The organism is Streptomyces sp. KPB2, assembly GCF_003950055.1.
GTDB lineage: Bacteria > Actinomycetota > Actinomycetes > Streptomycetales > Streptomycetaceae > Streptomyces > Streptomyces salinarius.
Map to the genome: position 1 here is coordinate 435,974 of NZ_CP034353.1, position 13,526 is coordinate 449,499.

Annotated in this window: 15 protein-coding genes; 7 read left to right on the plus strand and 8 right to left on the minus strand. The window is 72.9% G+C overall.

The annotated features are described in order from the left end of the window. The first annotated feature begins 29 nt into the window (after positions 1–29). Complete coding sequence (locus D1J63_RS01955; RefSeq protein ID WP_125627437.1) at positions 30–2,159, plus strand: xanthine dehydrogenase family protein molybdopterin-binding subunit; 2,130 nt, start codon at positions 30–32, stop codon at positions 2,157–2,159. A 79-nt stretch (positions 2,160–2,238) separates the two neighbouring features. Here D1J63_RS01955 and D1J63_RS36870 read toward each other — a convergent pair whose 3' ends face one another. Then, positions 2,239–3,729 carry a hypothetical protein gene (locus D1J63_RS36870; protein ID WP_125627438.1) on the minus strand — a complete coding sequence of 497 codons (1,491 nt, stop codon included), beginning with the start codon at positions 3,727–3,729 and terminating at the stop codon, positions 2,239–2,241. Between the two features lie 205 nt (positions 3,730–3,934). Between D1J63_RS36870 and D1J63_RS01965 the strand changes: the two genes are divergently transcribed. From D1J63_RS01965 to tgmB, 3 genes are all read left to right on the plus strand, one after another. Further along, the gene (locus D1J63_RS01965; RefSeq protein ID WP_164712684.1) at positions 3,935–4,255 is read left to right on the plus strand and encodes a YkvA family protein; all 321 of its coding nucleotides are present in this window, start codon (positions 3,935–3,937) and stop codon (positions 4,253–4,255) included. A 118-nt stretch (positions 4,256–4,373) separates the two neighbouring features. Further along, positions 4,374–4,565, plus strand: a complete 192-nt coding sequence (gene tgmA / locus D1J63_RS01970; protein WP_003978169.1) for a putative ATP-grasp-modified RiPP — start codon at positions 4,374–4,376, stop codon at positions 4,563–4,565. A 16-nt stretch (positions 4,566–4,581) separates the two neighbouring features. Further along, on the plus strand, positions 4,582–5,568 hold the full coding sequence (gene tgmB / locus D1J63_RS01975; protein WP_125627439.1) for an ATP-grasp ribosomal peptide maturase: 987 nt from the start codon (positions 4,582–4,584) through the stop codon (positions 5,566–5,568). A gap of 45 nt (positions 5,569–5,613) precedes the next feature. Here tgmB and D1J63_RS01980 read toward each other — a convergent pair whose 3' ends face one another. Both D1J63_RS01980 and D1J63_RS01985 read right to left on the minus strand, forming a co-directional pair. After that, entirely contained in the window at positions 5,614–5,829 is a 216-nt protein-coding gene (locus D1J63_RS01980) for a hypothetical protein (protein WP_102928128.1), read from the minus strand. Between the two features lie 107 nt (positions 5,830–5,936). Further along, positions 5,937–6,422 (minus strand): hypothetical protein, encoded by a 486-nt coding sequence (locus D1J63_RS01985; RefSeq protein ID WP_125627440.1) that lies wholly within the window; start codon positions 6,420–6,422, stop codon positions 5,937–5,939. A gap of 135 nt (positions 6,423–6,557) precedes the next feature. On the opposite strand from D1J63_RS01985, the gene D1J63_RS01990 reads away from it, so the two are divergent. After that, complete coding sequence (locus D1J63_RS01990; protein WP_125627441.1) at positions 6,558–7,382, plus strand: helix-turn-helix domain-containing protein; 825 nt, start codon at positions 6,558–6,560, stop codon at positions 7,380–7,382. A 69-nt stretch (positions 7,383–7,451) separates the two neighbouring features. On the opposite strand, the gene D1J63_RS01995 is transcribed toward D1J63_RS01990, so the two are convergent. The 4 genes from D1J63_RS01995 to D1J63_RS02010 all read right to left on the minus strand — a co-directional run bounded on the left by D1J63_RS01995 (position 7,452) and on the right by D1J63_RS02010 (position 11,014). Beyond that, positions 7,452–7,712 (minus strand): DUF5133 domain-containing protein, encoded by a 261-nt coding sequence (locus D1J63_RS01995; protein WP_164712685.1) that lies wholly within the window; start codon positions 7,710–7,712, stop codon positions 7,452–7,454. 172 nt (positions 7,713–7,884) lie between these two features. Continuing rightward, entirely contained in the window at positions 7,885–9,654 is a 1,770-nt protein-coding gene (locus D1J63_RS02000) for an ABC transporter ATP-binding protein (protein WP_125627443.1), read from the minus strand. A gap of 207 nt (positions 9,655–9,861) precedes the next feature. After that, entirely contained in the window at positions 9,862–10,407 is a 546-nt protein-coding gene (locus tag D1J63_RS02005) for a hypothetical protein (protein WP_164712686.1), read from the minus strand. Between the two features lie 28 nt (positions 10,408–10,435). Next, the gene (locus D1J63_RS02010; protein ID WP_102928132.1) at positions 10,436–11,014 is read right to left on the minus strand and encodes an ATP-binding protein; all 579 of its coding nucleotides are present in this window, start codon (positions 11,012–11,014) and stop codon (positions 10,436–10,438) included. Positions 11,015–11,194: 180 nt separating this feature from the next. Here D1J63_RS02010 and D1J63_RS02015 point away from each other — a divergent pair, with 180 nt between their 5' ends. Both D1J63_RS02015 and D1J63_RS02020 read left to right on the plus strand, forming a co-directional pair. Further along, positions 11,195–11,422, plus strand: a complete 228-nt coding sequence (locus D1J63_RS02015; RefSeq protein WP_061440777.1) for a DUF397 domain-containing protein — start codon at positions 11,195–11,197, stop codon at positions 11,420–11,422. Positions 11,423–11,556: 134 nt separating this feature from the next. Continuing rightward, the gene (locus tag D1J63_RS02020; RefSeq protein ID WP_125627444.1) at positions 11,557–12,477 is read left to right on the plus strand and encodes a helix-turn-helix transcriptional regulator; all 921 of its coding nucleotides are present in this window, start codon (positions 11,557–11,559) and stop codon (positions 12,475–12,477) included. 91 nt (positions 12,478–12,568) lie between these two features. On the opposite strand, the gene D1J63_RS02025 is transcribed toward D1J63_RS02020, so the two are convergent. Next, entirely contained in the window at positions 12,569–13,387 is an 819-nt protein-coding gene (locus D1J63_RS02025; protein ID WP_125627445.1) for an SAM-dependent methyltransferase, read from the minus strand. Positions 13,388–13,526: the final 139 nt, after the last annotated feature.

The following is a 13,526-nucleotide window of genomic DNA, read 5'->3' on the forward strand; positions in this document are numbered from 1 at the left end:
CGGACCCCGGTGTCCACGAGGAGGACTCCATGACCGCCACCGATGCCGTCCTGGGCGCTCCCGTCGAGCGCCGGGAGGGGCGGGAGAAGGTCACCGGCACCGCCCGCTACGCCGCCGAGTTCGACGCGCCCGGCCGCGCCCAGGCCTGGCCCGTGCCGGCGACGGTCGCGCGCGGCCGGGTGACCGGCGTCGACACCGCGCCGGCGCTCGCGCTGCCCGGTGTGCTCGCGGTGCTCACGCACGAGAACGCGCCCCGCCTCGGCGATCCCGACGACCCGACCCTGGCGGTGCTGCAGGGCCCGCACGTCCCGCACCGGGGCTGGTTCGTGGGCGTGGTGGTGGGCGAGACGCTGGAGGCGGCCCGCGCCGGCGCCGCCGCCGTCCGCATCACGTACGAGGCCGAACCCCACGACGTGTCCCTCACCGCCTCGCATCCCGGGGCGTACGTGCCCGAGTCGGCCAACGGGGGTTTCCCGGCCGTCACCGAGCACGGCGACCCGGACGCCGCCTTCGCCGCCTCGGCGCGGCGGGTGGACGTCGAGTACTCGGTGCCGCCGCTGCACAACCACCCCATGGAGCCGCACACCAGCACGGCGCAGTGGGACGGCGACCGGCTGAGCGTGCACTGCTCCAGCCAGGGCACCACGGCGGTGCAGAAGGAACTGGCGCGCCTGTTCGGGCTGCCCGAGGACCGGATCACGGTGCGCGCCGAGCACGTGGGCGGCGGGTTCGGCTCGAAGGGCACCCCGCGTCCCGAGGTGGTGCTGGCCGTGCTGGCGGCGCGCGAGACGGGGCGGCGGGTGACCGTCGCGCTGCCGCGCCGCTACCTGCCGGCCGTCGTCGGGCACCGTGCGCCGACCCTGCACCGGCTGCGCCTGGGCGCGGACGCCGGCGGCCGGCTCACCTCCCTGGTGCACGAGGTGACGACGCACACCTCTCGGGTGAAGGAGTTCGTGGAGCAGGCCGCGGTCCCCGCCCGCGTCATGTACGGCACCCCCGCGCTGCGCACGCTGCACCGTGTGGCGGCGCTGGACGTGCCCACGCCGTCGTGGATGCGGGCGCCGGGCGAGTGTCCCGGCATGTACGCCCTCGAGTCCGCCATGGACGAACTGGCCGCGGAACTCGGCGTCGACCCGGTGGAGCTGAGGATCCGCAACGAACCGGAGACCGAGCCGGACAGCGGAAAGCCCTTCAGCAGCAGGCACCTGGTGGAGTGTCTGCGCGAGGGCGCCCGGCGCTTCGGCTGGGAGGACCGCGACCCCCGTCCCCGCTCCCGCTCCGCCGGGCCCCTGCTCGTCGGCAGCGGGGTGGCCTCGGCCACCTACCCGGTGCTGGTCTCCCCGTGCGTCGCCTCGGCGCGGGCGCTGCCGGACGGCGGTTTCCTGGTACGGGTCAACGCCACCGACATCGGCACGGGCGCCCGTACGGTGCTCGCGCAGGTCGCCGCCGACGCCCTCGGCGCCCCGCTGGAGCGGGTGCGGATCGAAGTGGCCGACAGCGGCATCGGATTCGCCCCGATGGCCGGCGGTTCCTCGGGCACCGCGTCCTGGGGATCGGCCGTGCACGAGGCGTGCGCCCGGCTGGCCGGCCGGCTGGCGGAGCACTCGGGGCCGCTGCCCGACGAGGGGGTCACCGCCGATGCCGACACCTCCGGCGAGGCGGACGCCGAGAGCCCCTACGCCCGGCACGCGTTCGGCGCCCATTTCGCCGAGGTGACCGTGGACACCGTCTCCGGCGAGGTACGGGTGACCCGGCTGCTCGGCGTCTTCGCCGCCGGGCGCATCCTCAACGCCCGTACGGCCCGCTCCCAGTTCATCGGGGGCATGACGATGGGCCTGGGGATGGCGTTGACCGAGGACAGCACGGTGGACCCGGTCTTCGGCGACTTCGTCGAGCGCGATCTGGCGTCGTACCACGTGCCCGCGCACGCGGACGTCGCGGACCTGGAGGCGCACTGGGTCGACGAGGAGGACGACCATCTCAACCCCATGGGCAGCAAGGGGATCGGGGAGATCGGGATCGTGGGCTCGGCGGCGGCCGTCGGCAACGCCGTCCACCACGCCACCGGCATCCGCTTCCGCGAACTGCCGCTGACTCCGGACCGGGTGCTCACCGCCCTGCTGGCACACGAGCATCCCCCGGGCATGCTCGGGGTCTGAGCACCGCGATGCCCGCGGCCCGCGCCGGACGACCGTCCGGCGCGGGCCGCTTCGTGGGCGCGTACGCGGGCGGGCGCGCTCAGTCCGCCGCGGTACGGCTCGCCACGGCCACCCGGCGCGCCGGCCGGCGCCGCGCGGAGGCCGGCGCGGCCACCCGCACGCACAGCGCCGTCAGCGCGACGAGGGAGGCGGCCACGGCCACCGCGACCGCGATCCAGGTCGGGGCGAGCGTGAGGTCGGTGACCGGGGAGACCCGCGCCGAGGGGGTGGCGCTGCCGTAGAGCTTGGCGGCGGCGAGCGCCGCCGGTCCCACCACCGCGGCGGCCAGCAGCGGTACGGCCGACCGCACGGTCAGCAGCAGGGCCAGCACCAGGCAGAGCGCCGACAGGCCGAGGGCCACTCCGTAGGCCTGTGCGGAGGCGTCACCGCGGTGCAGCGGGAAGTAGACCACGCCGCACCCGGCCAGGACCGCGGCGGTGAGCCAGGCCGGCCACACCGGGCCCCGCGCGGCGCGCCGTGCCGCGCGGGCCTTGTCGCGGTCGCGCGCGGCGCGGGCGTCGTCGCGGTCGCGCGGGGTGCGGGGCCTGTCGCGGTCGCGCGCCGAACGGGTCTCGTCGCCCTCGCGCGCCGCGGCGCTCGCGTCCCGGGCGTCGCGTCCCCGGCGGAACGGGCGCGGCCGCATGCGGCGTTCGCGGCCGCGGCGGTCCGTTGCGCCGAACGCGCCGCCGCGTCCCCCCGGCCGGGCGGCGGGCTCCCGTCCGTCGTCCTCGTCGGCCGCGTCCCGGGCCGCCCGCAGATGCCGGGCGTCGGGCCGCTCCGGGCGCAGGTGTCCGTCCTCGGCGAGCCGGCCGATCAGTTCGACCAGCTCCTCGACCGGCCGGCCGGTGGCGGCGGCCCGCACGGCCTCCTGTCCGCAGTGCGGTTCCAGCGGCGTGCGGTGCAGCAGCGCCATCAGCCGGGTCACGTCCTCCACGGAGCGGCACTCCGCCGCGGCCCGGATCGCCTCGTCCGCGCTGTCCGAGTGGCGCGGCGGCCGGGTCAGCAGGCCCACCAGCCGGGTGACGTCCTCGACGGACCGGTTCACGCCGACGGCACGGAGCGCGTCGGTCGTGGCCTGCGCGTACCGCGGCGACTTCTCCAGCGTGGTGATCAGGTCGACGACCTCCTCCAGCGGACGGTCGGCCACGGCGGCGCGCACCAGGTCGCCGACGGGATCGCCGTGGGTCCGCGCCGCCTCGTCGTGGACGTCGGCGTGGGCGTGCGGGTCGGCGTGGGGGTCCGCGTCGGCGTCGGCCTCGCCGGGCCCGGGCTGCCGGGGGCCGGGACCGTCGGAGCCGGAAGCGGGGAGGTCGGGGTCGGGCTCGAGTTCGGGGAGGTCGTCGTCGTCGAAGTCGACGTCCCACATGTCGCTGTCCCGCTCGGGCGAGGGCCGTTCCGCGGAGGTCCGGGCACCGGGATCCGCGCCCGGCGGTCGTGCCGTGCCCGTGGTCGTGGTGGTCTCCCCGGTGGGCAGGTCCAAGGCGGATATGGCGTACTCGGGCGAGCGAGCTGATGAAGAGCCGGTGGTCATGATCTCTCCGTGTGATGGGGGTGCGGCCGCCCTGCGTCCCCGACATGCGACTCGCGCTGTGTGCTGCCATTACTAGGCACGTCCACGGCGCCGTGCCACTCCGGTGGGCCACAGGGATGAGAGACCCCGTCCACCGGTCTTGCGGCCGCCGGGAGCGGGCATCCGGACAGAAGGGCGCGTGCCGCGCGCCGCGGAGGAGGGGTCCGTGGATACGACCACTGTGATCGTCGTGGCGGTGCTGCTCGCGGCGCTCGTGCTCGCGGCGGCGGTCGCCGTGCTGGTGCGCCTGGTCCGCACCCGGCGGGACCTCAGGCGGGCCGGCCTTCCCACGGGGCCGCGCTGGGTGTTCTGGGGCGCCGTCCTCTACCTGGTGCTCCCGGCGGACCTGTTGCCCGATCCGGTCTACCTGGACGACATCGGCGTGCTGCTGCTGGCGCTGCGCTCCACGCGCGGCCGGATCGGCGGCCGGCGCGGGGCCGCCGACCGGCGTCGGACCACCGGCCCGCCCGGTGACTACGCAGCGTAAGGAAACCAATCACCCGTTCGATTCGTATAAGTCTCTGGAAGCCGAAGGAAGTCGGCGGACCAGACGGCGGCGCGAAGGGCCGTCGTCTGATCGGCGCAGCACCGACTAGGGAGAGACGATGCAACCGTTCGCGCTCAACTACGCACGGCCGGCAGTGGAGTTGGAAGCCACCACTCCGTACGTCTACGACTCCGGGCTGCAGTTGAACGTGCTCCTCGACGGGCGGGTGGCCGCCTGCGACCACGCGCTGCTGAGAGAGCTGGGGACCACGACCTCCACCGCGGGGTCGAAGACTCACTTCGACGACTGAACACGGGCCGCCGAGAATGACCGTGTTGATCCTGACCAGTGAAGAGGACGTCACCGCGGACATGGTGGTGGTGCACCTGAACGCGTCGGGAGTACCGGTGGTCCGCCTGGACCCCGCCGACCTCACCGACTCCGTCGCGCTGTCCGGCGAGTTCGTGCACGGCTCCTTCCGGGGCCATCTGTCCTCGGGGGGACGCCTGGTGAGCATCGGCGGGCTGCGGTCCGTCTGGGTGCGCAGGCCGGGCGGCGCGGCCACCCGGGCCGCCGAACCGTCCGCGTGGCTGACCGAGGAGTCCGGCCAGGCGCTGTACGGCATGCTCCGGGGTTCGGGGGCGCGCTGGATGAACCAGCCCGATGCCGCGCACCGGGCCAGGTACAAGCCCTGGCAGCTGCGTCTCGCCCAGCAGTGCGGGCTGCCGGTGCCGGCGACGCTGATCACGACGTTTCCCCGGGCGGCCCGCGAGTTCGCCGAGCGCTACCCGGACCTGGTGGTCAAGCCCGTCTCGGGCGCCCATCCGCAGGATCCGCCCCTGGCCGTGCCGACCAGCCGGGTTCCGCCCGAGGCGGACTTCTCCGCCGTCGCCCACGGCCCGACGCTGCTGCAACGCCGGGTCGCCAAGCGTGCCGACGTCCGGCTGACGGTGGTCGGCGAGGAGTTGCTGGCCGCTCGCAAGACGGCGCTCGCGCATCTGGGCCCCGACGAGGTGGACGTCCGTTTCACCGCCTCGGGCGAACCGTGGCGCCCGGCCGAGGTGCCGCCGCGCGTCGCCGAGGGGGTCCGGGCCTACCTGCGGGCGGCCGGACTGGCCTATGGCGCCCTGGACTTCGCCGAGGACGGCGACGGCACCTGGTGGTTCCTCGAGTGCAACCAGTCGGGACAGTTCGGCTTCGTCGAGGTGGACACGGGCCAGCCGATCGCCCGGACCATCGCCGACTGGCTGGCCCGGCCCGGCGCCGCGGATCCGGTGGACGTAGGCGGTCCGGGCACGGTGGCGGCCGGGTGAGGGCCGGTGCGCCCGTCACGGGGCCCCGCGCGACGCGGCCGACGGTCAGCTCGGGCGCGGGCCGGGCAGCAGGGCGGTGCGCTGCCAGCCGGCGCCGGGGGACGGCCGGCGTTCGGCACCGGGCAGGTGCCCGGGGGTGCGCAAGGGACGCATGACCACCTCCAGTTCCCTGCTCACACGCTCGGCGTCCCGCCGCACCTGGTCGGGGACGTCACCGCGTTCGGCGACGAGTCGGTCGTAGATGGGGGAATCCTGGAACACCCGTCAACGTGCCTTTCGTGTCGTCCGCCCCCGTACGGAGGCGCGACTGAGCAGTCTAGGCGCCCGTTCACGCGGGGGTGCGCATTCGGCCAGGATGTGAACGGCCTTCAGGCACCGGTGGTGGACCCGGGCCGCACGATCATGAGCACGGTCACCGTGGCCCACAACAGGTTGAACACCCCGGTGAACATGGCCAGCCGGGCCGTACGGGCCCGCTCGACGGGCCGCAGGTCGGTCAGTTGTTCCAGAAGCTCCTCCTGACGCGGCAGGACGAAGGCGACCAGGAGTCCCGCGGCGGCCGCGGTGAGGGTGATGGACGCGACGAGCCAGGCGTCGCCCAGGACGCCCATCGAGGCGCCGGTGGCGAAGCCGAGGACCGGCACCGCGATGCCGAGACCGGCGTAGACCCGGCAGATGCGGTGCAGCAGCCGAACGGTGCCCACGTCCCCGGCGCCCGCCCCGTCCCCTCCCCCGGCGGCCACCCCCACCGGCACCCGGCGGACGGCCGCGGGAAACATGCTGGCCGCGACGGTGACGGGCCCGACGGCGAGGATGGCCGCCAGGACGTGAAGGGACAGCAGGATCTTGGTCATGGGCCGGGCTCCGGAGGGCAGTTCGGACGATGCGGTGATCGAAGTCCAAGGTAGAAAGCCGACGGACGACCGCACAGCGGCGGAAACGACAGCTTCCAACGGATTCTCGCCAGCACCTCGCCCAGAGTGACGCCCATGCACTCGGTGGCGATCCTGGTCCTCGACGACGTGGTTCCGTTGGACATGGCGGCACCCATGCAGGCGTTCGACTGGACGCGACTGCCCGACGGGCGCAAGCCCTACCGGGTGGGTCTGTGCGCGGAGTCGGCCGAGGTGCGCACCGACAGCCCGCACACCGACGCGATCCGCGTCCCGGCACCGGCTGCCCGGCGCAGTGCGTCGAGGACCCGCTCTGAGGGCGGGCCGGACTCCTCGCAGCTGGGCCACCGGTACCCGCGGGTGGAGGTGCGGCCGGACGTGCTCTACGTCGACAACGGGCAGATCCTCACCTCGGCCGGCGCCGCCGCCGGTCTCGACATGTGCCTGCACATGATCCGCCGGGACCTGGGGTCCGCCGTCGCCGCGGACACCGCCCGGATGTGCGTCGTACCGCTGGAACGGGAGGGCGGGCAGGCCCAGTTCATCGCGCACGAGCGTCCGCCCGTCCCACGCGGCTCGGACCTGGAGCCGCTGCTGCGGTGGATCGAGGACAACCTGGCCGGGGAGGTCACCCTCGGGGCGATGGCGGCGCGCTCGGGGATGAGCGAGCGCACGTTCAGCCGCCGGTTCCGCGAGCAGACGGGCACCACTCCGCTGCAGTGGCTGCCGCGGGCGCGGGTGCGGCGCGCCCAGTACCTGCTGGAGAACGGGGACGAGCCGGTCGAACGGATCGCCCGGAGGGCGGGGTTCGGTTCTCCGACGGCCTTCCGCGAGCGGTTCCGCCGGGTGGTCGGCACCACCCCGTACGCCTACCGTGCGGCCTTCCGGGCGAAGGTCCCCACCTCTCCGGAGGATTCGTAGGTTCCCGTGTCGTGGTGCGGGCCGGAGTGGCCGGTTCGCGCCACGACACGGGGTGGGCGGGTGGGGGTGTCACACAGCCAGGGACAGGCCGCTCTCCCCGTCCGCGTTCAGCGAGCCGACTTCCCGCGCGCGCCCCTTGGCGAGCAGCAGCGCGTCCGCCCTCGCCACCGCGTCGTGGACGGCGGTCGTCGCCATCATCACGCACAGGGTGTAACTGACGTCCGCCAGTTCCCGCGCCGCCTCCGGGCTTTCCCTCTCCGCCTGAGCGATCCGCAGCGACGCGAACCGCGTCAGCAACTCCCTGACGACCTTCGGGTCCGGTTCGAGCACGAAGCGCCCCTCTCTCGGTTTTCGCTGCGTATGCCCGAACCCCAGGGAATCAGTCACATCATGCACGGCCGCGTTCGCAATTGACCAGATCCCGTCCTTTCCTGTCCGAACGCCATCAGGAGTGGTCGACGAGTTAGTTGAAAGCGGACGGATCGGCAGCCTCCGAGACGGCTCAGGCGACCTGCCCGCTGTGCAGTGCGCTGTACGCCCCTCCCCCGGCGAGGAGTTCCTCGTGCGTGCCGGTCTCCAGGATCCGGCCCTCGCCCATCACCACGATCCGGTCGGCGCCCCGCACGGTGGACAACCGGTGCGCGACGACGAACGTGGTGCGCCCGCGCAGCAGCCGGGCCAATGCCTGCTGGACCAGCGCCTCCGAGCGGGTGTCCAGCGCCGAGGTGGCCTCGTCCAGGATCAGCACCCGGGGGTCGCGGATCAGGGCGCGGGCGATGGCGAGGCGCTGGCGCTGTCCGCCGGACAGCCTGGCCCCGTGCTCCCCGACCAGGGTGTCCAGGCCGCGCGGCAGCCGGTCGACGAACTCCAGGGCGTTGGCGTCGCGCAGGGCGGCGCGCACCGTCTCCTCGTCGGCGTCGTCCATGCCGTAGGCGACGTTCTCCCGGATCGTGCCGTCGAACAGGATCGACTCCTGCGGCACCACCGAGACGAAGCGGCGGTAGGTGCGCAGGTCGAGGGTGTTCATGTCGGTGCCGTCGAGCAGCAGCCGGCCCGAGGTCGGCCGCAGGAAGCCGATCACCAGGTTGAGCACGGTGGACTTGCCGGCGCCGGACGCGCCCACCAGGGCGATGGTCTCGCCGGGTTCGACGCTGAGGGTGAAGTCGCTGACCGCGGGCCGCCCGTCGCTCTCGTAGAGGTGCCCGACGCCCTCGAAGGTGACGGCTCCGCGCAGTGAGGTCAGCTCCGACTTGCCCTCGTTGTCCTCCAGTTCGGGCGCCTGGAGCACCTCGCCGACCGAACGGACGGACTCCAGGCCCTTGGTGATGACGGGGGCGAGGCCCGCCAGCGTGGTCGTGGAGTTGGTGAGGGTGGTCAGGAAGGCGCTGAGCATGACGACGTCGCCGGCGGTGACTCCCCAGACGTCGTAGTAGGAGATGAGCGCGGCTCCCGCGAGGACCAGCACCCCGACCACGTTGAGCACGACCCAGGACAGCGAGCCGAAGCGGCCGTTGACCAGGTCCAGGCGCATCCCGGAGGTGAGCAGCCGGTCCAGGGTGCCGTCCATGCGGCGCAGGGCCTTGCCCTCCAGGCCGTGGGCGCGGGTGACCGGGATGAGCCGGGTCATCTCGGTCACCCGGGACGACAGGGTCTCGACCTCGTGGCGGAAGTGCTCGTTGTGGGTGCGCAGCCGGGCACGGAGCCGGGCCACGAGGAGGGAGGCGGCGGGGACGACGACGAGGAAGACGGGCAGGAACTCGGGGGTGCGCACGGCGATGATGACGAGGCCACCGGTGAGGACGGTGAACGCGCCGAGGCCCGTCTCGGCGGTCTGCTGCACCATCTGTTCCACCGTCTCCACGTCCCGCACGACCTTGGCCTGCAGGACGCCCGCGCTGACCCGCGAGTGGTAGCCGATGGAGAGTTGCTGCATACGCGTGCACAGCGCGGAGCGCAGGGCGGTGCCCATGCGGCGCACGCTGCCGTAGAGAAGGCGTACGTACAGCAGGTGCAGCGGGTAGTTGACCACCAGGATGAACATGATGATCCCGGTGCTGGTCCACAGGTCCTCGATCGGGCCGTGCTGCACGACGGTGTCGATGATGGCGGCGGTGATCAGGGGCAGCAGCCAGACGGGGCTGTGCTTGACGGTGAAGACGGCGACCGCGCCCGCCAGCCGGCGGCGGTCGGCGCGGAACAGGTAGACGAGGGTGCGTATCGGGTGCTCGCCCCGGTAGCGGTGGTCGAGCGGCTTTTCGGGCGGCGACGCCATCGGCGTGGTCCTCCTGGTGACCGAGTGGGGAAAGCGCTTGCTTCCCGCGCTTTCCTACCCCGTCGGCCAGCAGTACGCCACACCGTTCCGCACCGTGGATGGCGGTGAAGGCCGTTGAAGGCCGCGGCAGGCGTGGAGGGGACCCGCGCCTTCTCCCCCGTGGAGGGCGCGGGTCCCGGTCTCCTCGGTCCTCGAGTGTGCGGGGCGTCAGTCCCCGAGAGTGCGGGCGAGTTCCGTGCTGGCGCGCATGATCTCGGTGTCGTCCTCGGCCAGCAGCCGCTCCAGCCCGTCCCGCCGGGCGCGGACGGCCTGCCGGGCCGCACGCTCCCAGGCCACCGGGTTCTCGCGGTGGTTGAGCAGCTTGGGATAGGCGGTGGCGGTGGTCTCCCACTGCCGGGCGTCGGCGATGTTCTTCAACAGCTGGATGATCTGCGCCCGGCAGCTCACCTGGGGCCGCTGCGCCAGCTCCCACAGGAAGGGCACGGTCGCGGCGGTAGCCTGCTCGACGACGAAGCCGTACTGGCAGATCCGCTTGCGCAGGTCACCGAGGGCCGCGCGGGCGGTTTCGGCGTCACCTCGGGCCACCTTGCGCAACAGCCGGGGAATGGCAGCCGCCGAGCCGGTGGAGTCCTGGATGTCGCTCCAGGGCACGCCGTCCAGGCCGGCCAGCAGGGCGGTGGTGCGGTGCGCGCCGGGTGGTGCGTGACGGTCGGTGCGCTGGATGCTCGGCTCGGGTGTCGGAGCGCTGCGCATGGTGTGGGGCCCTTCCGCGGCAGTCGGGTCAGGTGAGGGGACGGGTCGACAACGTGGCCCAGACCGTCTTGCCCGCCGGAGGACGCGGGGCCCAGCCCCACTCCTCCGCGAGCGCGTCGACGATGCACAGGCCGCGTCCGTGCTCCCGGAGTGCGGAGCCGTCGGACGGGTTGAACACGGGCGTGTTGTCCCCGGGGTCGGCGACGGTCAGGGTGAGCCGGGCCGGGCCCAGGGCGAGCCCGAGCCTGACCTCCGGCACACCGGCCGCGGCCGACGGCACCGCGTGCGTCACGGCGTTGGAGACGAGTTCGGTGACCACTAGGACCGCGTCGTCACCGCGATGTTCGAGCGACCACCCGCGCAGCGTGTCCCGCGTGAAGACCCGCGCCCGGGCGAACCCCTCCCGGCTGCACGCGACGCGCAGCGCGGCGGAGGCCGGCCCGCCGCCGAGGGCGGGACGGCTCTCGTACGAGGCGGGCAGCGACCGCTCGGTCCGGCCGGCGGCCTCTCGCGCCGGGTGCGGGAGCCCTGCCGGGCGGCTCGTCGCGCCTGCCTCCGACACGGGTTCGCCGGGCGACCGGAGCGTTGGATGCGCAGGTGACGGCACAGCATCTCCCTGATGCGACGTCAGAACGGGACCTCAACCGGGGGGTTGACGCCACGGCTATTATCCACGCTTAGAGCGCTCGCGTGCAATTGCACGAGAAATTGCGCGAAAAAAGTCGGATGGGGGCGCTCGGGGACCGGCACGGCTCGGTCCGCTCCCCCGAACAGCAAGGAGACCGCGGTGCCACCAGTGCGCAACGGAGTGCAGGCCAGCTTGTTGGACGCCTGCTGGAAGAAGAGTCGGCACAGCAACGCCGAGGGCAACTGCGTCGAGGTCGCCCTCGTGGACGGAGGCATCGCGATGCGCAACTCCCGCTATCCGGACGGTCCCGCGCTCGTCTACACGCCGGCGGAGGTGGCCGCCTTCCTCGCCGGGGCGAAGGACGGCGAGTTCGACCACCTGCTGTAGGGCGGAGCGGCGCGGCGGTCGCGAGCGGAGCCCCAAACGGAGCCCAACTACCCGATTTCTACGGGCGGATGCGGCGAGCACCGATGGGATGAGATAGTGTTCCCTTCAAGTCTGCCGGTCTGCTGGGAGTCAGGATGTCCGCCGCGTCGCATCGCATCTCCCGTCTCGAGCCCTACCTGGAGCGGGCCGAGCCGGCCCCGACCCTGCTGAAGATGCTCGTCGGCGTCCAGCTGGCGGGCTTCCGCGAGGACGCCGGCCTCTCCCAGGACCAGGCCGCCCGCGACGTGGGGTTCAGCGGCGCGAAGCTCTCCCGGATCGAGTCGGGCAAGGGCCGCAAGCCGCCCACGGAGACCGACGTACGCGCGCTTCTGCAGCGGTACGGCACCGACGCCTACGAGGCCTCGGTCCTGCTCAAGCTGTTGCAGCGGGCCGGCGAACCGGGCTGGTGGCAGCGGTACGACAAGCGCCTGATGCCCGAGTGGTTCGACCGCCTGGTCGGCCTCCAGGAGGCCGCTTCGACCATCCGTACCTTCGAGATCCAGTACGTCCCCGGTCTGCTCCAGACCCCCGCCTACACCGAGGCCGTGGTCGAGCGCGGCCTGCCGAACGCCGCCGCGGGAGAGGTCCGGCGCCGCGTCGAGCTGCGCAAGCGCCGGGCGGAGTTGCTGAGCCGCGCCGACGCGCCGCAGTTGTGGGCGATCATCGACGAGTCCGTGCTGCTGCGGGTGCTGGGCAGCCGCGAGGTCATGCGGGAGCAGCTGGAGCATCTCGTCGACATGGCGGAGCAGCCCCATGTGACGCTGCAGATCGTGCCGTTGGACGTGACGAACGCGTCGGCGCCCGCGATTCCCGTCACCTATCTGCGTTTCGGCGGCGCCGATCTGCCCGACGTGGTCTATCTGGAGCACATCGGGAGCGCCAACTTCCTGGAGGACCGGGACGAGACCGAGCAGTATCGGGTCGCGCTGGACCGGCTGGCCGACGAGGCGCTGACCCCGCGCGAGTCACTGGACCGGCTGCGCGAGACGATCGCGATGCGCTACGCCGCCAAGTAGCGAGCGGCGACCGCGCGAAGGGCCGCACGCGATGCGTGCGGCCCTTCGTGGTGTCCGTCGTCGCGGTGCGCCGGCCCGTCGGTGCGGGCGCTCAGCGCAGCCGCCCCAGCCCGCCGAACTCGATCCACTCGTCCGTGAGCTGACGTGGCGCCACCTCGGTGTCCGGGCGCCAGGTGGAGACCTCCACGAGACCCGGTTCCAGGATGTCCATGCCCTCGAAGAGGGCCTCGACGTCCTTCGGTTCGCGCACCCGGCCCCAGTGCCCCTGGGTCGCCTGGTCCATGAAGTCCGTGACGAACTTCCGCACCTCGGGGTCCTCACTGACCAGCTGGCACATCACGGCGAAGCTGCCGGGCGCGAGCCGCTCGGTCACCCGGCGGACGACCGCCTTGGGCCCGTCGGTGTCGCTGTCCGGGATGCAGTGGAAGACCGAGTTGAACAGCACGGCGACCGGCTGCGAGAAGTCGATCAGACGCTGGGTGTCGGGGTGGGAGAAGATCTCCTCCGTCGCCCGCATGTCGGCGTGGATGACGGCGGTCTGGTCGTTCTGGTCGAGCAGTGCCCGGCCGTGGACCAGCACCATCGGGTCGTTGTCGACGTAGACGACGCGGGAGTCGGGGGCGACGCGCTGGGCGACCTGGTGCACGTTGTCCTGGGTGGGCAGGCCGGAGCCGTGGTCCAGGAACTGGCGGATGCCGTAGTCCTCGGCGAGGACGCGGACGACCCGCTGGAGGAAACGCCGGTTGTTCAGCGCCAGCCGACGCGTGCTGGGGACGACCTTGTCGAGTTCGCCGACGGCCGCCCGGTCGGCCGCGTAGTTGTCCTTGCCGCCCAGGTAGAAGTCGTACATACGTGCCGCTGTTGGCACGTTGGCGTCGATCTCCGTGGACAGCTGCTTGTCGGCTTGCATCGTTCCCCCAGCTCCGTACGGGCGCCAACTGGACTGGCATGACAGACAGTACATCCTAAAGACCTAGTGGTCAGCCAAACCAGAGGCCGGATCCGGTGGCCGTCAAATGGATTGTCACGCAACCCAGTTGACGGCCACT

What these genes read in the sequence shown, in the direction of transcription:
- D1J63_RS01955 (WP_125627437.1), top strand. Translation starts at nt 30, where the DNA reads ATGACCGCCACCGATGCCGTCCTGGGCGCTCCCGTCGAGCGCCGGGAG.
- D1J63_RS36870 (WP_125627438.1), bottom strand. Translation starts at nt 3,729, where the DNA reads ATGACCACCGGCTCTTCATCAGCTCGCTCGCCCGAGTACGCCATATCC.
- tgmA (WP_003978169.1), top strand. Translation starts at nt 4,374, where the DNA reads ATGCAACCGTTCGCGCTCAACTACGCACGGCCGGCAGTGGAGTTGGAA.
- tgmB (WP_125627439.1), top strand. Translation starts at nt 4,582, where the DNA reads ATGACCGTGTTGATCCTGACCAGTGAAGAGGACGTCACCGCGGACATG.
- D1J63_RS01985 (WP_125627440.1), bottom strand. Translation starts at nt 6,422, where the DNA reads ATGACCAAGATCCTGCTGTCCCTTCACGTCCTGGCGGCCATCCTCGCC.
- D1J63_RS01990 (WP_125627441.1), top strand. Translation starts at nt 6,558, where the DNA reads ATGCACTCGGTGGCGATCCTGGTCCTCGACGACGTGGTTCCGTTGGAC.
- D1J63_RS02000 (WP_125627443.1), bottom strand. Translation starts at nt 9,654, where the DNA reads ATGGCGTCGCCGCCCGAAAAGCCGCTCGACCACCGCTACCGGGGCGAG.
- D1J63_RS02005 (WP_164712686.1), bottom strand. Translation starts at nt 10,407, where the DNA reads ATGCGCAGCGCTCCGACACCCGAGCCGAGCATCCAGCGCACCGACCGT.
- D1J63_RS02020 (WP_125627444.1), top strand. Translation starts at nt 11,557, where the DNA reads ATGTCCGCCGCGTCGCATCGCATCTCCCGTCTCGAGCCCTACCTGGAG.
- D1J63_RS02025 (WP_125627445.1), bottom strand. Translation starts at nt 13,387, where the DNA reads ATGCAAGCCGACAAGCAGCTGTCCACGGAGATCGACGCCAACGTGCCA.